Source organism: Acinetobacter sp. 1125_18A (assembly GCF_052824985.1).
Window position 1 is genome coordinate 265,677 of record NZ_VTDG01000006.1, and the last position, 20,961, is coordinate 286,637.

A 20,961-nucleotide genomic window follows, 5' to 3' on the forward strand; every position below is an offset into this window, starting at 1 on the left:
CCTGCTATATCCTTTTAATTCAATGAGGCAATTGAAAACAATTCAAAAGTAAAACTATAAGCGGGACCAAAGTCGCTTGAATTTGGCATATACATTGTTTCGTAAGTCATTCGCCCAATCGCCCTAACTTCTTTATCGACTAAAGCATCGTCTATTTTAAGGCTTGGATGTACTGCTATCGGTAACGCCATTCCCCCTTTCCCATCGCTAGCTGCAAGTTCATAGTTCTGACCATTTTTTTTCAATATACCAATCACAGCTGCCTGTGTGTTTTGTCGTAAGAACATGGCGTTATGTACTGAAAGATCTGTGGTATTTGCATTGCGCTTTTCAACAGCTGGAAGTTCATATGCCATCACTACTGTTGTAGCTAAACTGAGTAATACAGAACAGCCTATACATTGAATTCTTTTAAATTTATTCATTTAATCTTATTAATAAAAAAGCCTATCTCTAAGATAGGCTCTGTTAAAACAAATGACGACTTATTTAAGCAATAAATTGTTAATACGTTTTACATATTCCGCAGGATCATCAGGTAAACCACCCTCAGCAATTACTGCCTGATCAAAGATCACATTGGCTAAATCATCAAACTGTGCCGAACCTTCCAATTTTTTCACTAAAGGATGTTCTGGGTTAATTTCCAGAATTGGCTTAGATTCAGGTACAGCCTGACCCGCTTGTTTTAACATACGAATCAATTGTGGAGAAAGCTCACCATCGCTGGTCACTAGACATGCTGGTGAGTCCACCAAACGCGTTGTCACACGCACTTCTTTGGTCTTGGCTTTTAATGAATCAGAGAGCTTTTCAACCACAGGTTTAAACTGTTCTGCAGCAGCTTCAAGTGCTTTTTTCTCTTCAGCATCTTGTAAATCACCAAGATCGACTGCACCCTTTGCGACATTTTGCATAGGTGTGCCATCAAAGTCATGCACAAACTCCATCGCCCATTCATCAACACGGTCTGCCATAAGCAAAACTTCAATGTCTTTTTTACGGAACAATTCAAGTTGTGGTGAGTTTTTTGCAGCCGCTAAGCTATCGGCAGTCACATAATAGATGGCTTTTTGCCCTTCTTTCATGCGTGCTTTATACGCTTCCAATGATGTTGAAACTTCATCATTGCTCGAAGTAGAGAAGCGTAAAAGTTTTAGAATACGTTCACGATTACCAAAGTCTTCACCTAAACCTTCCTTGATTACTGAACCAAATTCAGCATAGAAGGTTTTAAATTTGTCTTGGTCAGCTTGATCTTCTGATTTTGCTAAAGCATCCAGTGTTGTCAATACACGACGTGCATTTCCTTCACGGATGGTTTTCACATCACGGCTTTCTTGTAGAATCTCACGACTTACGTTAAGCGGCAGATCAGCACTATCCACCACACCTTGTACAAAACGTAAATAATTTGGAATCAGATTGTCTGCATCATCCATAATAAATACACGTTTTACATAAAGTTTGATGCCTGCTTTAGCTTCACGTGTGAAAATATTACTTGGTGCTTTACTTGGAATATAAAGCAATTGGGTATATTCAGTGCTGCCTTCAACTCGGTTATGTGCCCAAGCCAATGGTGCATCAAAGTCATGGGTTAAATTCTTATAGAATTCTACATACTGCTCTTCAGTAATTTCGCCTTTGCTACGTGTCCACAAAGCACTTGCTGAGTTAATCGCTTCCCATTCATCTGTTTTAACATAATGACCTGGTTTTTTCTCTTCGCCTTCAGCAGCTTCTTCTTCCTGCCAAACTTCCTTCTGCATTTCGATAGGTAAGCTGATATGGTCAGAGTATTTATTGATAATTTGTTTAACTTTATAAGATTCTAAATAATCCAGCGCATCATCACGTAAATGCAAAATAATCGATGTTCCACGTGAAGTCTTCTCAATTTGTTCAACTTCAAAATCACCCGTACCGCCACTGATCCAACGTACACCTTCTGAGGCATCTAAACCTGCACGACGAGATTCAACGGTAATTTTATCAGCAACAATAAAACCAGAATAAAAACCTACACCAAACTGACCAATCAGTTGCGCATCTGCTTTTTGGTCACCAGATAGCTTTGACATAAAATCTTTGGTACCTGATTTAGCAATCGTCCCTAAGTTATCAATTGCTTCCTGTTGGCTTAAGCCGATACCGTTATCTGATATGGTGATTGTTTTGGCATCTTTATCTAAGCTTACACGAACATGTAAGTCTGGATCATTCTCATAATATTCAGGATGGTTAATTCCTTCAAAACGTAACTTATCACATGCATCTGAAGCATTTGAAATCAGCTCGCGTAGGAAAATTTCAGGGTTAGAATAAAGTGAATGCGTCACTAAATGTAAAAGCTGAGCCACTTCTGCTTGAAAGCTATGCTTTTTTGAACTGTGTTGTACATTCTGTTCACTCATAAAATCACTCCGTAAATTCATAACGCTTTTTTATTGAATGCATTAGAAATGGAGTGGTTTAAGCATATTTCAATAGGAAAATTTAATTTTTTTTAAAATGGCCCTTGTTGGTAAACTCGATTCATATAAATTTCTAGTTTTTGCTGCCGCATCTGATACGCATCGGTTAAACAGCGTAGATTGTCCTGACATTGATTGCGCAGTTGTAACCATTTCACTTGCTGATCTTGTATCACGCCCCGTGTTCCCATCGGAACGAGTTTACGGATAATGGTATAGGTGGTCGCCATTTTGACATCTGCATCGTTTAAACTGCGATGCTCACAAATGGCATGTTCGCTTTTGGTCTGAGCATGCTCACAATTAAAACTTGCAGCATTGGCTATAGTGCTGCTACTTAACCCTACAAATATTATAAAAATTAAATTTTTCATATCATGTCAAAGTCTTATTGATGTTCTGATAGATTAAATGGATTTAATCGGCGCTTATATAGCTAAAAATAACTATTTTTTATTGCTTCTTGTTTCAATATATAAGGCTCTGTAAAAATAAAAAAACTCGGTAAATTTACCGAGTTTTTTTATGATTCTAAAGCGAACTTAGAATCTATAGCTATAACCCAAAGTATAGATAACTGGATCAATATCTAAATCAAATTTTGCAGCAGTAGTATTACCCGCTTTAACAGTCACTTCTGGGCTTAATTGAGCATAACGGGCATCAAAGAAAACACCCCAATTTTTTGCATCAGCAGGTTGGAAGTTAAAACCGATTTGACCAGCAAAACCAAAATCTTCTTTAACTTTAACCTTAGTGCCCGCCAATGCCCCAGATGATTCCTCATCCCATGCAAGGAATGCTGTACCACCAACACCAATATACGGTGTAAAACGTGTAGAGTTTTTAAAGTTATATTTAAACGTTACTGTTGGTGGTAAGTGTTTAAGGTTAACTGCTTTTTCACCATCTAATTTCACATCGTGGCTAATTGGTGTAGCTAATAAAACTTCCGCAGAGAAAGGTGTTTCACCAAAGATATATTCTACAGAAGGCGTAAAAGCATATTCATGGTCTGCTTTCACAGTCCCAACACCAGCAACTTTGGTGTCTTGTGTTGGTGCAATCACCGAACCACCAACTTTGACTTGCCAATCTGCAAATGAAGCAGAAGAAATTGCCATTAATGCAATAAGAGCAGTTTGCTTTAACATTATAAATACCCCAGCGTTGTTATTAATAAACATTAAACATAGGTATTAATAATATTGCAACATTTATTTAAATCAAAAATTATAATATATTTTCAAATAATTGTTATATAAGTAAATTTATTTTAATCATATCAATACGGTTGGTTTTTAAATCCAACTTAATTAATCAAGATTATTTAATTAAAACCAAGTATTCTAATCAAGATAATATTATCGATTGGTTAGTTATTTTAAATAAATAAAATCATAACTATTATTTTGTTTTTTTAATATTTATAGGAAATTTCTCACAAACACAAGTTATTTCAGACTAAATAACCATAAAAAAAGGAGATTCATCAATCATTTAATGAATCCCCTTATGTTTGATCAATGCCGGCTTATAAAACCATCGCAGCAATCCAACCAAACACCAATAATGGAATATTAAAATGGATAAATGTTGGAACAACCGTATCCCAAATATGATCATGTTGCCCATCTACACCCAAACCAGCAGTAGGCCCTAAGGTCGAATCTGAAGCTGGTGAACCCGCATCTCCCAATGCTGCCGCAGTACCAATCAGAGCAACGGTTGCAAGTGGAGAGAAGCCGAATTGTACACATAAAGGCACATAAATGACTGCAAGTACAGGCACACTTGAAAATGATGAACCAATTCCAATCGTTACAAATAAACCAATAAATAACATCAAGAAAGCAGCTAGCGCTTTATTGTCACCAATCAAATGAACAACACCGTTGACCAACTGATTAATATCCCCAGTATGGGTCATCACGGATGCAAAACCCGCGGCAGAGATCATGATAAAACCGACCAATGCCATCATACGCATCCCTTGTACAAAAACATCATCGGCTTCTTGCCATTTAAAAATCCCTGCGGCAGAGAGAACAGAGAACCCGACCAATCCACCAAGAATCATCGAACCTGAATACAACTGAGAGATCAGTGTTAGAACGATTGCCAGCAATGCCATAACAATAGTTTTCTTGGCAATCACAGGGGCTTCTTGCTTTGCAGCTTGTTCTAAGGCAATGCCATCGGCTTTTAATACTTCAACATTTACCGCACGAAGTGGTTTATCTAAATCAATCGTGGTAATTGGCGCAACATTACGATCAGCATAAATGCGTGGTTTACGATAACTGACAAAAACAGCAAATAAGGTACCAATCACCATACCTAATACTGGAATGGCCATCCCCATAGGCATCATGCTTCTTTCAACATGTAGATGATAAGCAGCGCCAATTTTGTTGATATTCCCCATCAGAATTTGTTCAAGAAAAATTGCACCAAAGCCTACAGGCAAGAAGATATATGTGCCGACCAAACCTAAGGTCAGTACACATGCTGCGGCACGACGGTCGAGTTTCAAGTGATTCATCACTTTTAATAGCGGTGGAACAAGTACAGGAATAAACGCAATATGCACAGGGATTAAGTTTTGTGAACAAATCGCTGCAATCAGTAAAATACCCAATAATAAGAATTTTACTTTGGTTGCTTGTTTCTGCGTGGCTTCCATACCGAGTAAGCCAATCAGTTTATATGCCAATAAATCGGGCAAGCCTGACTTTGAAAGTGCCAAAGCGAAAGCGCCTAATACTGCATATGCCAAGGCAACTTCTGCACCATCACCTAAGCCCGCATTAAATGCTGTAACTGTATCTGACAGACTTAAACCTGCAACCAACCCACCTATAATTGCTGAAATAACCAATGTTAAAACAACAGAAACTCGTGCCAGTGACAAGATAAACATCACGGCAATCGCAATAACGACAGCATTCATGGAGAAATTTACGAAAATTTGAAAGCCGATATTTTATCAGATTCACTACAATGAAGCTGTAATTTAGTCGAATTGGTCATAAAATGAATAGGCCATGTGAAAACATGGCCTATTCTTACAAGAACTAATCATCACTTTGAGTAAATCAACTCTCACTATTTTTGAGTGCAAATTCTTGAATATATTGTGCAATTTCTTGTGGTTGGCTAAGTATCGCCCAATGGTTTGCATCAACTTCTACACGTTCAAAATCTGTTGCCCATTTAGGCACTTCATCAATCAATTCTGGGCTTACAAATTTATCTCTTAACAATACAACCGCCTGCACAGGACATACTGCATAACGCTGACGTGGTCGAGTTAAACGTGGTAGAAAGTTAGCACGGTATAGACCGATACCATGTTCACCATCTTTAGCAATATTTTGGTTTAACGGTAAGCCTTTCTTTTTCTCAAGTTGCGTTAAAATTGCGCCCCAGCGTTGTGGACTAAAGAAATGCCAAACGGTCGGTGCAAGAAATGGTAACTGGAATGCGACGATATACCAAGATTTAAATAACTGCTTAAAAAATTTAGGCTTTTCATGTAGAAACTGTTCACGCATCCAAAAAGCAGCGTGATCTAAACAAGGTCCAGACATGGTGGTATAAGACAAAATACGATTTTTAAATTTAGGTTCAGTCACAGATTCCCACGACTGAATCGAGCCCCAATCATGCGCTGCAAGATGAAAACTACGATTGGGCAATAGCTCATTTACCACGCACTCTAAATCCAAAGATAAGCGTGCTAAAGCATAATCACGAATTCGTTTCGGTACAGAAGACTGCCCTGCCCCACGCACATCATAAGTAATGATGTAAAATTTTGAGATCAATTGTTCAATAATCGGTTCCCAAACTTCCTGATTATCAGGATAGCCATGCACCAAAACCAATGCAGGGTTTTCAGCATTACCCCATGTTTTTGCATAAAGTTTTTGCTTATCTTGTGTGGATATCCAATAAGTTTGCACTTGCATTGAGTCACCTTTTATTGTTTTACCATTGGCTGTGATTTCGTTGTAGAGGGCATTTGGATCAATGCCACATTCCATTCAGTTCTTTATTATGGTTTAAAAATCGATAACTAGAATTGACCATGAATGCGCTAATCAAAAAACTACAGACAATCCCATTTGTTTCCAAATTTATGTTGAATCATTTTTCTCCATATAAAGGTGCAGGGATTGAAATCGAAAAAATTGATCTAAAAAACTATCATGTTCGGGTCAAAATGCCACTGACACATAGCAATCAAAACATTGTTGGTGTGCACTTTGGCGGTAGTTTATATTCAATGGTTGATCCATTTTATATGCTTCTTTTAATGCATCATCTTGGCCCGAAATATATGGTTTGGGATAAAACCGCAAGCATCAATTTCCTTTCTCCTGGACGTAGTACGGTTTATGCAGATATCCGTTTAGATGCCATTGAAATCGAACATGTCAAAGATTTAGCGGAAAACTATAGCCCAGTCTATCGTAACTATACCGTGAATATTTTTGATGACTCTGGTTTAAGAATTGCTGAGGTACAAAAAACCGTATATATCCGTCGTAAAAACCCACACCCCTTAAAACGCTAAACAAGATTTAAATCAGTCTTGCTAAAGCCAAATATAAATAGATGCCACAATAGTGCTGAGGTAGGCTGGTCTTTTAAAGTTAGATATGAATAGAGATAAAAATAAGCGCATCACGTAATCAGCAATGCTAAAACGTTGCGCTTACTTTTATTAAGTACTTGCTATTGGGTTTAGACGCTTACTTATTTTGCTCAATAGCAGCACCAGCACCACCGCCAATTGCACCACCAATTGCAGCACCTGCATCACCACCAAGAACTCCCTTACCAATCACTGAGCCGATACCCGCACCGACACCACTATAGGTTGCATTGCGATTTGAACCATTGTTAGCTTTGCTTCCTACAGCTGCACCACCGCCTGCACCAACAGCAGCACCAACACCATTACCTGCATGATTACCTACACCACCACCAACAGCACCACCAAGGGCCGCTGAAGCAATACGCTTATCATTTGCTGACATGTTTTCACAACCTGTAAGCATCACAATAGGTAAACTCACACACATCATAGTCATTACTATTTTTTTCATGTTATTCATCCTTTCTATCTGAACTTACAAATGCAATTGATTACGACTGATTGTATGAAAACACTAATTTATGGATTAAATTAAATTTTCATGTTGCCATTTGTAGTCTTTAATTATCAAAGATGCACAATCGAATTTAAATAACATTCATGTTAATAAGAAAATTATTATCAAAATACCATATTTAATAAGGCTAATAATAACAATGAGTTAATCATTAAATACCTTATATTAAATCTTAATTTTGTTTATTTAAATTTTTCTTTGAGAAAATGATAACTTGCATAAACAAGCATCAAGATTGCAAGCTGGCTGAATACCAAGAAAAGCATAAAAAAGAGTTCAGCAAAAACAACACCTAGTTGATATTGATACAAGGATTGGAATAAATAACCATTTCGACCTAAACCTACACTCATATCATGTTTTGCGAAATGCCATTGCATCATCAAAAAACTAAACCAGATAAACCCAAGAATACATACAACCACAAGCACTCCATCCCACAACTTAAACTGCGCTGTCTGGGGCGTTGTTTGAAGTGTAGTTTCACGCTCTTCTTGCCAAATCATGCAAAATAAAAAAACGGCCCAAATGCTGCTCAATAGTGAAAAATATGCAGTCACCGATACAGTATAAAAAGCCAAGGGACCAAACCTTCCCGTTTGAATCTTTAATTTTTCTGTGATGAATTGAAATACATCGTGCTGCCAATTCATTTCTGGCTGAGCTGGTAAAAACATCAACAAGCAAACTGGAACGAACATGACTGCCAGTAAAACTATCCATATATTTCTAATTTTAACTGCCATTTTTAATGTTTGTAACTGAGGTCTACTCAGTATATAAAAAAAGACGCCCTAAGGCGTCTTCTTCATTTCAAAAGCTGTTTAACTTAGAAAGAATCTTCGTTTAAAGCTTGAGAGAATGCTTGATCAACTTCAGAGAAGTCATTTACAAGCTCATGCTCTGCAGCCTCTGCTTCTTGACGACGACGCTCTAAGTGGTATGCAAGACCAGTACCTGCTGGAATCAAGCGACCTACAACAACGTTTTCTTTCAAGCCACGTAAATCATCTTCTTTACCTGTTACAGCCGCTTCAGTTAACACACGTGTTGTTTCCTGGAACGATGCAGCAGAGATGAACGAGTCAGTAGAAAGCGATGCTTTGGTAATACCCATCAATTGACGTTCATACTTCGCAGGGAACTTGTTCTGAGCCAATACCGCTTGGTTTTCGCCCACAACGCGGATGTAATCCACTTGTTCGCCTTTGATAAAGCTTGTATCGCCACCGTCGGTAATGTCAACTTTACGCAACATTTGACGAACGATTACTTCGATATGCTTATCGTTGATTTTTACACCTTGTAAGCGGTAAACGTCTTGAACTTCGTTCACGATGTAGTTGGTTAATGCAACTTCACCTTTCAAACGCAAGATGTCATGTGGGTTTTGTGGACCATCAGAAATGGTTTCACCACGGTTCACATGCTCACCTTCAAACACGTTAATGGTACGCCATTTTGGAATCAACTCTTCATAAATTTCAGAGCCATCATCTGGGGTAATCACTAAACGGTTCTTACCTTTAGTTTCTTTACCAAAGCTTACAACACCTGAGATTTCAGCAAGAATTGCATGTTCTTTCGGCTTACGTGCTTCGAACAAGTCAGCTACACGTGGCAGACCACCGGTAATATCACGAGTACGTGAAGTTTCTTGTGGCACACGACCAATAACGTCACCAACACCGATCGTCTCACCATCACGAACAGTTACGATCGTGTTTTGTGGCAAGAAGTAGAACTGTTCGCCGCCATCGGTTGTATCCAACACGATTGCAGGACGCAAATCTTTACCAGAAGCAGGACGTGCTGTTACAGGTAAAATTTCAACAGTGGTCATACCCGTTGCATCATCAGTTTTCGATGTTGCAGTTACGCCATCCGAAATTTGGCTGAAGCGTGCTTTACCAGCAACTTCTGTAACCAATGGATGTGTATGCGGATCCCAAGTTGCAACAATACCGCCGCCTTCTACAGGTTGACCATCTTTAATCAAGATAGACGCACCGTATGGAAGTTTATAACGCTCACGTTCGCGACCTAAATCATCAGCGATACCGATTTCACCTGAACGTGAAACAGACACCAAGTGACCTTTGGCATGTTGAACAGTTTTAACGTTATGGAAACGAACTGTACCTTTGTTACGTACTTGTACGCTATTTGCAGCAGACGTTCGGCTTGCAGCACCACCTACGTGGAATGTACGCATGGTTAACTGTGTACCAGGTTCACCAATTGATTGCGCAGCCATAACACCGACAGATTCACCTGGATTTACCAAGTGACCACGCGCCAAGTCACGACCATAACATTTAGCACATACACCGAAAGTCGAAGCACAGTTTACAACTGAACGTACTTTAACTTCATCGACACCCGCATCTTCAAGATACGCCGCGATTTTTTCGTCAATCAATGTGTTACGTGGAAGAACAACTTCATCTGAACCCGCTTTTTTCACGTCTTCAGCAGTTACACGTCCTAATACGCGTACACTTAATGGCTCAATGACATCGCCACCTTGAATGAACGGAGTCATTACAAGACCTTCGAGCGTACCACAATCTGGCTCAGTAATAACCAAGTCTTGCGCAACGTCGACCAGACGACGTGTCAAGTAACCAGAGTTTGCTGTTTTAAGTGCTGTATCGGCCAAACCTTTACGCGCACCATGTGTTGAAATGAAGTACTGAAGTACTGTCAAACCTTCACGGAAGTTGGCTTTAATCGGTGTCTCAATGATCGAACCATCTGGTTTCGCCATCAAACCACGCATACCTGCAAGCTGACGGATCTGAGCTGCCGAACCACGGGCACCTGAGTCAGACATCATATAGATACTGTTGAATGATTTTTGCTTCTCGTCTTCACCCTGTTTGTTTTTAACAGTCGTGAATGACAAGTTGTCCATCATCGCTTTGGCAACTTGGTCGTTTGTACGCGCCCAAATATCGACAACTTTGTTGTAACGCTCACCCGCAGTTACGAAACCTTGCTCGAATTGTTGTTCAATTTCACGAACTTCAACTTCTGCTTTTTCGATAATTGCTTGTTTTTGTGGCGGAATCAACATGTCTTCCATACCCACAGAAACACCAGAACGTGTTGCTTGACGGAAGCCCAAGTACATCAATTGGTCAGCAAAGATAACTGTATCTTTCAAACCTAATTTACGGTAGCAAGAGTTAATCAACTTAGAGATGTTCTTTTTAGTCATCTCAACGTTGATTTGTTGGAAATCCATACCTTCAGGAACAACTTCCCAAAGTAAGCAACGACCAGGTGTCGTATCTACAACAATAGTTTGATGCTCACGGTTACCGTTTTCATCAATCACTGTTTGGTGTACACGTGCTTTTACACGTGCATGTAAGTCAACTTGACCTGTTGCAAGTGCACGGTTTACTTCGTGAGTATCCGCAAACACCATGCCTTCACCTTTGGCATTGATTGCATCACGTGTGATGTAATACAAGCCCAAGACAACGTCCTGAGAAGGTACGATGATCGGCTCACCGTTGGCAGGTGACAAGATGTTGTTGGTCGACATCATTAACGCACGAGCTTCTAATTGAGCTTCAAGTGTTAATGGAACGTGAACCGCCATTTGGTCACCATCGAAGTCGGCGTTAAACGCAGCACAAACGAGTGGGTGTAAACGGATCGCTTTACCTTCAATTAGAATAGGTTCAAATGCTTGAAGACCTAAACGGTGAAGTGTTGGCGCACGGTTCAACATCACTGGATGTTGACGAATTACAGATGCAAGAACGTCCCAAACTTCAGGAGTTTCACGCTCAACCATTTTCTTCGCAGCTTTAATGGTTGTTGCTTGGCCAGAAGCTTGTAGCTTAGCAAAGATAAACGGCTTGAATAATTCAAGTGCCATTTTCTTCGGAAGACCACATTGGTGTAAACGTAAAGTTGGACCTACAGTAATTACCGAACGACCAGAGTAGTCAACACGCTTACCAAGTAAGTTTTGACGGAAACGACCTTGCTTACCTTTGATCATATCTGCCAAAGATTTAAGCGGACGTTTGTTCGAACCGGTAATAGCACGACCACGACGACCATTGTCCAATAACGCATCTACAGACTCTTGTAACATACGTTTTTCGTTACGTACGATAATGTCTGGTGCAGCAAGGTCAAGAAGACGTTTTAAACGGTTGTTACGGTTGATCACACGACGATAAAGATCGTTCAAGTCAGAAGTCGCGAAACGACCACCTTCAAGCGGTACCAACGGGCGAAGATCAGGTGGAAGTACTGGAAGTACATTCATCACCATCCATTCTGGCTTGTTGTTCGACTCTTTGAACGCTTCCATCAACTTCAAACGTTTAGAGGCTTTTTTAAGCTTCGTTTCTGAAGTTGTGTTTGGAATTTCTTCACGTAAACGAGAAATTTCAGCTTCAAGATCGATGTCTTTCAACAAATCTTGAACTGCTTCTGCACCCATTTTCGCGCTGAATTCGTCACCATGTTCTTCTAACGCAGTGAAGTATTCTTCATCGTTAAGAAGTTGGTACTTTTCCATTGGCGTCATGCCAGGATCAGTAACCACATAAGATTCGAAGTACAATACACGTTCGATATCACGTAAAGTCATATCAAGTAATAAACCGATACGGCTTGGTAATGATTTCAAGAACCAAATATGCGCAACTGGAGAAGCAAGCTCGATGTGACCCATACGCTCACGACGAACTTTTGCAGTTGTTACTTCAACGCCACATTTTTCACAAATGACGCCTTTATATTTCATACGCTTGTATTTACCACACAAGCATTCGTAATCTTTTACTGGACCAAAGATTTTGGCACAGAATAAACCATCACGTTCTGGTTTAAACGTACGATAGTTAATGGTTTCTGGCTTTTTAACTTCACCGTGAGACCATGACTTAATCATTTCTGGTGACGCAAGACCAATACGGATACGGTCAAACTCTACTGGAGCGTGACCATCTGAATCCGTCTTTTTGCGCATGATATCGAGCAAGTCTTTCAATTTTTTTCTCCGTGTGTCGAAGCGCTTTTCAGGCTACGACTGGGTCACAAATATTGTTTTTTCACTGAATTTTAATCCCCCTTGATCCCCCTTTTTCTAAGGGGGAAAGTCCCTCTTTCATAAAGAGGGATTTAGGGAGATTCAATGGTGAAGTTTAGTCACCATTTTTCAGTTCAATGTTGATACCTAAAGAACGGATCTCTTTGGTCAATACGTTAAACGATTCAGGCATACCCGGATCCATATAATGGTTACCATCTACAATGTTCTTATAGATGCGAGTACGACCTTCAACGTCATCCGACTTCACAGTAAGCATTTCTTGAAGTGTATAAGCAGCACCATAAGCTTCTAGTGCCCAGACTTCCATCTCACCGAAACGCTGACCACCGAATTGTGCTTTACCACCAAGCGGTTGTTGAGTTACAAGTGAATAAGAACCAGTAGAACGTGCATGCATCTTGTCATCAACCAAATGGTTCAACTTGAGCATGTACATATAACCAACAGTTACTGGGCGGTCAAAACGCTCACCTGTACGTCCGTCATACAATACTGTTTGACCTGTACGTGAGATACCACCAAGCTCAAGTAACTCTTTGATCTGACTTTCTTCTGCACCATCAAATACTGGCGTAGCTAAAGGAACACCTTTACGCAAGTTACCTGATAACACCAAGATTTCTTCATCAGTTAAGCTATCAAGATCTTCTTGCTCGCCACCAACTTTGTTATAAATCTTGTCTAAGAAATCACGAAGCTCAAGAACGGTACGTTGCTCTTTCATCATCTTGTCGATCTTATCGCCAAGACCTTTTGCAGCCATACCTAAGTGAGTTTCAAGAATCTGACCCACGTTCATACGTGATGGTACACCCAACGGGTTAAGTACGACATCAACTGGAACACCATGGATGTCATGCGGCATGTCTTCAACAGGCAAGATGTTTGATACAACACCTTTGTTACCGTGACGACCCGCCATCTTATCACCAGGCTGGATACGACGTTTTACAGCTAAGTAAACTTTAACAACTTTCAAGACACCTGTTGTAAGCTCATCACCTGTAGAAAGTTTGCGTTTTTTCTCAGCAAATTTCTCATCAATCTCGTAGCTCTTCTCTTTCAAGAACACTTGAATTTGAGTTAAGCGTTCAGCGATGCCTTCGTCTGTTGGTTGAACTTCTAAAAGATCAACAAGCTCTAAACCAGACAATACATCTTCAGATAGCTTATCACCGCGCTTGGTCGTACCGCCGCCATTCGACTCTTGGCCTTTTAACAAACGGATAATACGTTCACGAGCTGCTTCTTCGAAGATTTTGAATTCTTCTTTCAAGTCTTTACGGTAAGCATCAAGCTGCGCTTTCTCAATCGCTTGAGCACGTTCATCTTTCTCAATACCGTCACGTGTAAACACTTGAACGTCGATGACTGTACCTTTAACGCTTGAAGAAACACGTAAAGATGAATCTTTAACGTCTGCCGCTTTCTCACCAAAGATTGCACGAAGTAATTTTTCTTCAGGGGTTAATTGTGTTTCACCTTTAGGTGTCACTTTACCAACAAGAATATCACCCGCTGCAACTTCAGCACCGATATAAACAATACCTGATTCATCAAGTTTAGATAACGCTGCTTCACCTACGTTAGGAATATCGGCAGTGATTTCTTCCGCACCTAACTTCGTATCACGCGCAACACATGATAATTCTTGAATATGAATTGACGTTAAACGATCTTCTTGAAGAACACGTTCAGATAATAAAATCGAGTCTTCGTAGTTATAACCGTTCCAAGTCATGAACGCGACACGCATGTTCTGACCCAATGCTAATTCACCACCATCAGTTGATGGACCATCAGCAAGAACGTCACCACGGCCGACTTTATCGCCCATGCTCACAAGCACTTTTTGGTTAATACATGTGTTTTGGTTTGAACGCGTGTATTTGATCAAGTTGTAGATATCTACACCTGCTTCACCCGCGATCATTTCATCTTCGTTGACACGAATAACCACACGTGATGCATCTACAAACTCAATGCGTCCGCCACGTTTCGCGATCACACATACACCAGAGTCGTGCGCTACGTTTGCTTCCATGCCGGTACCCACAAGTGGTTTATCAGCAAGCAATGTAGGAACAGCCTGACGTTGCATGTTTGAACCCATCAATGCACGGTTGGCATCATCGTGTTCAAGGAATGGAATAAGTGATGCAGCGACAGATACAACCTGTTGAGCAGATACATCCATATGCGTCACTTTTTCAGGTGGCATACGAACGAAGTCACCTTGGTGACGTACTGAAACGAAGTCTTCTGTTAAATGTCCATCTTTATCCAATGCAGAATCGGCCTGTGCAATAACAGTACCTACTTCTTCAATTGCAGATAAATATTCAACATCATCTGTTACACGACCATCAACAACGCGACGGTATGGTGTTTCCAAGAAACCGAAGTTGTTCGCTTTTGCATAAACAGAAAGCGAGTTGATCAAACCAATGTTTGGTCCTTCAGGTGTTTCAATTGGACATACACGACCATAGTGAGTTTGATGTACGTCACGTACTTCAAAGCCCGCACGTTCACGTGTCAAACCACCAGGCCCAAGCGCAGATACACGACGTTTGTGTGTAATTTCTGACAATGGGTTGTTTTGATCCATAAACTGTGACAATTGGCTTGAACCAAAGAATTCTTTGATTGCAGCAGCAACTGGTTTCGCATTGATCAAATCTTGTGGAGACAAGTTATCTGTTTCAGCTTGGTTTAAACGCTCTTTAACAGCACGTTCAACACGAACTAAACCAACACGGAATTGGTTTTCTGTCATTTCACCAACAGAACGTACGCGACGGTTACCCAAGTGATCGATATCGTCGACTTCACCTTTACCGTTACGAATTTCTACCAATGTTTTCAGTACATCAATGATGTCATCGTTAGAAAGAATACCTTCTACTTCACGAGACTTCTGATCTGTACCTACTTCGTAAGGACGACCCAAACGACGGTTAAACTTCATACGACCCACAGGCGATAAATCATAACGCTCTGTAGAGAAGAATAAGTTATTGAATAAGTTTTCAGCCGCTTCTTTCGTTGGTGGCTCACCTGGACGCATCACTTTGTAGATTTCTACAAGTGCTTCTTCACGACCAGATGTTGTATCTGCACGTAAGGTGTCAGCAACAAATGAACCACGATCGATGTCATTGGTGAACAGGATATTAAATTGTTTAATACCACCTTCAGCAATTCTGACCAAAATTTCATGACTTAATACAGTGTTAGCAGTAATCACTTCACCGTCTTTAAGTACGATATCTTCAGCAGTAATACGCTCATACAAATATTCATCTGGAACTGGAAGTTTAGTTAAACCAGCAGCTTCCATTTGACGTACATGGCGAGCATTAATACGTTTACCTTGTTCAACAATGGCTTTACCATCATTGTCCACGATATCAAATTGGGCCATTTCACCACGAAGACGTTCAGGCACAAGGTCAATCTGATAGCTACCCATATCAAGATATACAGGTACTTTTTCGTAGAACATATTCAGAATTTGTTCATTGCTATAGCTCAATGCACGTAACACAACAGTCGCAAGTAATTTACGACGACGGTCAATACGTACAAAGACTAAATCTTTAGCATCAAACTCAAAATCTAACCATGAACCACGATAAGGAATAATACGTGCTGAATAAAGCACTTTACCGCTTGAATGCGTTTTACCTTTATCATGGTCAAAGAATACGCCTGGTGAACGGTGTAATTGAGATACGATTACACGCTCAGTACCATTGATGACAAAGGTACCATTCTCAGTCATGAGTGGCATTTCACCCATGTACACTTCTTGTTCACGTACGTCTTTAATAGATTTCGTTTCACGATCTTTGATGATCAAACGAATTTTAACGCGCATTGGTGCCGCAAAGGTTGAGCCACGAAGAATACATTCGCGAACATCAAACTCTGGTTTACCAAGACTATACTCAACGAATTCTAAAGCAGCATTGCCCGAATAACTTTCAATAGGAAAAACTGAACGAAATGCAGCTTGGAGACCGATATCTTCGCGATTTTTTGGTGTTTTGCCGTCTTGCAAGAATGTTCTGTACGAGTCGACTTGAATCGAGAGCAGGTACGGAGCATGCATGACTTGGGGCAATTTACCAAAATTCTTACGGATCCGTTTCTTTTCGGTATATGAGTATGCCATCTGGAGTCCTCGGAAAGTAAACTAAGTCCGCCTGCAGAACGAACTTAGAAGGAATTACGCAGGTCGATATGACCACCACTTTTATACAAATGCTGCAAATTTCAGTGGTACAAAACGCTTAGCAATATTTTTAAAATGGAAAAATATTGCTAAGCGTTTGATTGTGTTTATTTATTTTTAAAATTGATGGTTTTTCTACCAATCAATCTAAAATCGAGCCGATTATTGTAACGCAAAAAGGCTGATGACCCAAGAGCCATCAGCCAATTTTTGGGGTCAAATTAAAATTCGACCCCTAGCGAAATTACTTAACAGTAACTGTAGCACCAGTTTCTTCAAGTTTCTTCTTAAGTTCTTCAGCTTCTTCTTTAGAAACGCCTTCTTTAAGATTTGAAGGAGCGCCTTCTACTAAGTCTTTAGCTTCTTTCAAGCCAAGACCAGTAACTTCACGTACTGCTTTAATTACAGCAACTTTGTTAGCACCGAAAGAAGTCAATTCAACATTGAATTCTGATTGCTCTTCAGCAGCAGCAACAGCAGGACCTGCAGCTACAGCTACAGCAGCAGCTGATACGTTGAATTTCTCTTCGAAAGCAGAGATAAGTTCAACAAGTTCAAGAACAGTTTTTTCAGCAACTGCGTTTAAGATTTCTTCGTTAGTTAAAGCCATGAGAATAACTCCAAATGGATATTGAATGGTGTGTGAAATTTATTAAGCTTATGCAGCTTCTGACTCGTTTTTCTCTTTGAGCGCTGTAATAAGGCGACCCAATTTCGAAATAGGAGCTTGAAGAACATTGGCAAGCATAGTAAGTGCTTTTTCTTGGTTCGGAAGATTCGCGATAACGCTAACGTCAGCACCTTGATAAAGTTTGCCGTCAAATGCAGCAGCTTTAAGTTCAAATGCTTTGTTAGTTTTAGCAAATTCTTCAAACAAGCGAGCAGCTGCGCCCATGTCATCTTCAGAAGTTGAAAAAGCTAGAATAGTTGGACCAACAAGGTTTTCGTCTAAGATATCAAATTGAGTACCTTCGAAAGCACGTTTAGCCAAAGTGTTACGCACGATACGTGTCTTAACACCTAACTTACGAGCTTCAACACGAAGTGTAGTCAATTGTTCAACTGTTAAACCTTGGTAGTCAGCAACAACAGCAGCAAACGCGGTAGAAGCAACTTCATTTACTTCCGCAACGATCTGTTTTTTGTCTTCGATAAGAAGAGCCATTGTAAAACCTCCTAACGGTGATTTATGCAATCCACGGACTGCACTCCCAATTCGTAAATCAATCTCTTGACTTACACGCGGAGGAGGAATCAATCACACCACCGCGTCTACTCAGACTGGTATTTTAAGAAGCGAATCCGAAGACTCCCCTCGCCTGAGGTCTTTGACGCTGATAAATTTACATCTATCAATTCAAAGTCCGCCTGATGATCAACAAAGCCATGCTTTATCAATCCACAAGAAGAAAAGCTCAACCTCAATAGAAGCCATCACTCTTTCTTGCGTAAAATTTGAAGTAACACTTCAAATTTCACTCAGGACTTTAAAATTCTTTTATCGCAATATAATTATTGAAAAATAATTATTTAGAAACGTTTTGTACATCAACAACAAGACCAGGACCCATAGTTGAGCTCAAAGTGATCTTTTGGATGTAGATACCTTTAGAAGTCGCAGGTTTTGCTTTCTTAAGGTCAGCGATAAGCGCTTCAACGTTTGAACGAACAGCTTCAGCAGTGAAACCTACTTGACCGATCGCAGCGTGGATGATACCCGCTTTGTCTACACGGTAACGTGCTTGACCAGCTTTTGCATTTTTAACTGCAGTTGCTACGTCAGGAGTTACAGTACCCACTTTAGGGTTTGGCATTAAGCCACGTGGACCAAGGATCGTACCTAACTTACCAACAACACGCATTGCATCTGGAGCAGCAATAACAACGTCGAAGTCTAAGTTACCCGCTTGAATGCTTTCAGCAAGATCATCAAAACCAACGATGTCCGCGCCTTCAGCTTTAGCAGCTTCAGCAGCAGCGCCTTGAGCAAACACAGCAACACGTACAGTTTTACCAGTACCTGCAGGAAGTGTAGTCGCGCCACGAACAACTTGGTCAGATTTACGAGGATCAACACCTAGGTTTACCGCAACATCCAAAGATTCTTTGAATTTTGCAGCAGGTAGGCTGCTAAGAACTTGTACTGCTTCTTCCAAAGTGTAAACTTTGTTTGCTTCAATAGCTGCAGCAATGGCTTTTTGACGTTTAGTTAACTTTGCCATGTCTTATAGCTCCACTTCCAAGCCCATAGAACGCGCAGAACCAGCAATGGTACGTACACGTGCGTCTAAATCAGCACCAGTTAAATCTGGTTCTTTAGTAGTCGCAATTTCTTCTAACTGAGCGCGAGTCAACTTACCAACTTTAGTTTTGTTTGGTACAGCAGAACCCTTTTGGATACCAGCAGCTTTCTTAAGAAGAATCGCAGCAGGTGGAGTTTTCATGATGAATGTGAACGACTTATCGTTGTACACAGTGATCACTACAGGAATTGGAAGACCTTGTTCAACTTTTTGTGTAGCAGCATTGAATTCTTTACAGAATGCCATGATGTTAACACCACGTTGACCTAGTGCAGGACCAATCGGTGGAGATGGATTCGCTTTACCAGCTGGAACTTGCAGCTTGATATAGCCGTCAATCTTCTTAGCCATTTCAAATTACCTCTGGGTACAAACGCCTTTTAGAGCTCCCCAACATTTCAAGTAACGATACCGTTACAACAACAATGCCCGATCCATAACAAATCGGGCGCTTTCAAACAGTGCAAATTAAATTGTTTTTTCGACTTGGCGAAATTCCAATTCAACTTGAGTTGGTCGATTAAATACATTAATCGTCAACGTTAAACGTGATTTTTCGTACTGAACTTCTTCCACCACACCTTTAAAGTCTGTGAATGGACCGTCAGTAACAAGTAATTCTTCACCCGGCTCAAACATCGTCTTAGGACGAGGTGCTTCACCTTTATTGTGTACACGTGCAAGAATCGCATCAGCTTCTTTTTGCGTAATTGGTGCTGGCTTTTCAGCTGTACCACCGATGAAACCTAATACTTTTGGACATTCTTTAACAATGTGCCAAGTTTCATCATTCATTTCCATTTCGACTAACACATAGCCAGGAAAGAATTTACGCTCTGATTTACGCTTCTTACCATCCTTCATCTCTACCACTTCTTCGGTAGGAACAAGGACTTCACCAAAACTATCAGCAACAGCGCTACGCTGGATTCGATCATTAAGTGAACGCATCACTTGTTTTTCATAACCTGAATAGGCATGAATAATGTACCAACGTTTCATAGCTCTCTTACCCGATAATAAACTTCATAAACCAACCGATGATATAGTCAAAACACCACAAAATAATTGCGGCAACTACAACAACGAGGAGAACTTGCCATGAAGTGGTTACTGTTTCATGTTTCGTAGGCCATGTAACTCGACGTAATTCGATACGAGAGTCTTTAAGCAAACGAACAAAGCCTTTGCCTTGATGGGTGGCGTATAATAAACCTAAAGCTACGATGATACAAGCTAAAATTACCCCAATACGCACCCAGACACTATTTGCAGGTGCCCAATACGCTGGAAGATATTGATTTGTCATCAACGCACCGCCAAATAAAGCCAATGCAATGATCCACAAAATAAAATCAAATGGAGAACTTGTCTTCACCATTTCAGCAGAATTATTGCTTTGAGGAATTGCCGCGCCGCCCATTGCGTCACGTGATTTATCATTCGACATTTTTGTACTCGTCGTAGGTTTCGCGACTTATTATATGACCAGTTTAGCCGACATCAAGTTTTTTATTTAAAAAATGGCAGGTCAGGAGGGACTCGAACCCCCAACATTCGGTTTTGGAGACCGACGCTCTACCAATTGAACTACTGACCTATAAACAAACCGAGAGCCTAAACTCTCGGTTAGAACAAACATATTAGCGGTTATGCAGTTACTTTAGCAACC

The 20,961-nt window shown here is 40.4% G+C and carries 17 protein-coding genes and 1 tRNA gene; 1 reads left to right on the forward strand and 17 read right to left on the reverse strand.

Annotated elements, in window-relative coordinates:
• Positions 1 to 14: 14 nt before the first annotated feature.
• From FY049_RS13155 to FY049_RS13180, 6 genes are all read right to left on the reverse strand, one after another.
• The gene (locus tag FY049_RS13155) at positions 15 to 425 is read right to left on the reverse strand and encodes a hypothetical protein (RefSeq protein ID WP_446083820.1); all 411 of its coding nucleotides are present in this window, start codon (positions 423 to 425) and stop codon (positions 15 to 17) included.
• A 60-nt stretch (positions 426 to 485) separates the two neighbouring features.
• Positions 486 to 2,417: a molecular chaperone HtpG gene (gene htpG / locus FY049_RS13160; RefSeq protein WP_056516508.1), complete on the reverse strand. Its 1,932-nt coding sequence runs from the start codon at positions 2,415 to 2,417 to the stop codon at positions 486 to 488.
• 92 nt (positions 2,418 to 2,509) lie between these two features.
• A complete protein-coding gene (locus tag FY049_RS13165) occupies positions 2,510 to 2,851 on the reverse strand; it encodes a lysozyme inhibitor LprI family protein (protein ID WP_004818519.1) in 342 nt (113 codons plus the stop codon).
• Positions 2,852 to 3,019: 168 nt separating this feature from the next.
• Positions 3,020 to 3,631, reverse strand: a complete 612-nt coding sequence (locus tag FY049_RS13170; protein ID WP_016539694.1) for an OmpW/AlkL family protein — start codon at positions 3,629 to 3,631, stop codon at positions 3,020 to 3,022.
• A 380-nt stretch (positions 3,632 to 4,011) separates the two neighbouring features.
• On the reverse strand, positions 4,012 to 5,430 hold the full coding sequence (locus FY049_RS13175; protein ID WP_151956252.1) for a Na+/H+ antiporter family protein: 1,419 nt from the start codon (positions 5,428 to 5,430) through the stop codon (positions 4,012 to 4,014).
• Between the two features lie 145 nt (positions 5,431 to 5,575).
• Positions 5,576 to 6,451: an alpha/beta fold hydrolase gene (locus FY049_RS13180; protein ID WP_446083822.1), complete on the reverse strand. Its 876-nt coding sequence runs from the start codon at positions 6,449 to 6,451 to the stop codon at positions 5,576 to 5,578.
• 119 nt (positions 6,452 to 6,570) lie between these two features.
• On the opposite strand from FY049_RS13180, the gene FY049_RS13185 reads away from it, so the two are divergent.
• Entirely contained in the window at positions 6,571 to 7,059 is a 489-nt protein-coding gene (locus FY049_RS13185; protein WP_004818511.1) for a PaaI family thioesterase, read from the forward strand.
• Positions 7,060 to 7,237: 178 nt separating this feature from the next.
• On the opposite strand, the gene FY049_RS13190 is transcribed toward FY049_RS13185, so the two are convergent.
• The 11 genes from FY049_RS13190 to FY049_RS13240 all read right to left on the reverse strand — a co-directional run bounded on the left by FY049_RS13190 (position 7,238) and on the right by FY049_RS13240 (position 20,889).
• Positions 7,238 to 7,594, reverse strand: coding sequence for a DNA transfer protein p32 (locus FY049_RS13190; protein WP_166783009.1), 357 nt, complete (start codon positions 7,592 to 7,594; stop codon positions 7,238 to 7,240).
• A gap of 248 nt (positions 7,595 to 7,842) precedes the next feature.
• Entirely contained in the window at positions 7,843 to 8,406 is a 564-nt protein-coding gene (locus FY049_RS13195; protein WP_224964584.1) for a hypothetical protein, read from the reverse strand.
• An 83-nt stretch (positions 8,407 to 8,489) separates the two neighbouring features.
• The gene (rpoC, locus tag FY049_RS13200; RefSeq protein WP_004718473.1) at positions 8,490 to 12,683 is read right to left on the reverse strand and encodes a DNA-directed RNA polymerase subunit beta'; all 4,194 of its coding nucleotides are present in this window, start codon (positions 12,681 to 12,683) and stop codon (positions 8,490 to 8,492) included.
• A 154-nt stretch (positions 12,684 to 12,837) separates the two neighbouring features.
• Positions 12,838 to 16,926 carry a DNA-directed RNA polymerase subunit beta gene (gene rpoB, locus FY049_RS13205; RefSeq protein WP_004718475.1) on the reverse strand — a complete coding sequence of 1,363 codons (4,089 nt, stop codon included), beginning with the start codon at positions 16,924 to 16,926 and terminating at the stop codon, positions 12,838 to 12,840.
• A gap of 304 nt (positions 16,927 to 17,230) precedes the next feature.
• Positions 17,231 to 17,596 carry a 50S ribosomal protein L7/L12 gene (rplL, locus tag FY049_RS13210; RefSeq protein WP_004818508.1) on the reverse strand — a complete coding sequence of 122 codons (366 nt, stop codon included), beginning with the start codon at positions 17,594 to 17,596 and terminating at the stop codon, positions 17,231 to 17,233.
• 48 nt (positions 17,597 to 17,644) lie between these two features.
• A complete protein-coding gene (gene rplJ / locus FY049_RS13215; protein ID WP_004718479.1) occupies positions 17,645 to 18,151 on the reverse strand; it encodes a 50S ribosomal protein L10 in 507 nt (168 codons plus the stop codon).
• Positions 18,152 to 18,512: 361 nt separating this feature from the next.
• Positions 18,513 to 19,208, reverse strand: coding sequence for a 50S ribosomal protein L1 (gene rplA / locus FY049_RS13220; RefSeq protein ID WP_004718482.1), 696 nt, complete (start codon positions 19,206 to 19,208; stop codon positions 18,513 to 18,515).
• Positions 19,209 to 19,211: 3 nt separating this feature from the next.
• Positions 19,212 to 19,640: a 50S ribosomal protein L11 gene (gene rplK / locus FY049_RS13225; RefSeq protein WP_004718484.1), complete on the reverse strand. Its 429-nt coding sequence runs from the start codon at positions 19,638 to 19,640 to the stop codon at positions 19,212 to 19,214.
• A gap of 117 nt (positions 19,641 to 19,757) precedes the next feature.
• Complete coding sequence (nusG, locus tag FY049_RS13230) at positions 19,758 to 20,291, reverse strand: transcription termination/antitermination protein NusG (RefSeq protein ID WP_004718486.1); 534 nt, start codon at positions 20,289 to 20,291, stop codon at positions 19,758 to 19,760.
• Positions 20,292 to 20,298: 7 nt separating this feature from the next.
• On the reverse strand, positions 20,299 to 20,739 hold the full coding sequence (gene secE, locus FY049_RS13235) for a preprotein translocase subunit SecE (protein ID WP_004718489.1): 441 nt from the start codon (positions 20,737 to 20,739) through the stop codon (positions 20,299 to 20,301).
• A gap of 74 nt (positions 20,740 to 20,813) precedes the next feature.
• Positions 20,814 to 20,889 (reverse strand) — tRNA-Trp (locus tag FY049_RS13240).
• Positions 20,890 to 20,961: the final 72 nt, after the last annotated feature.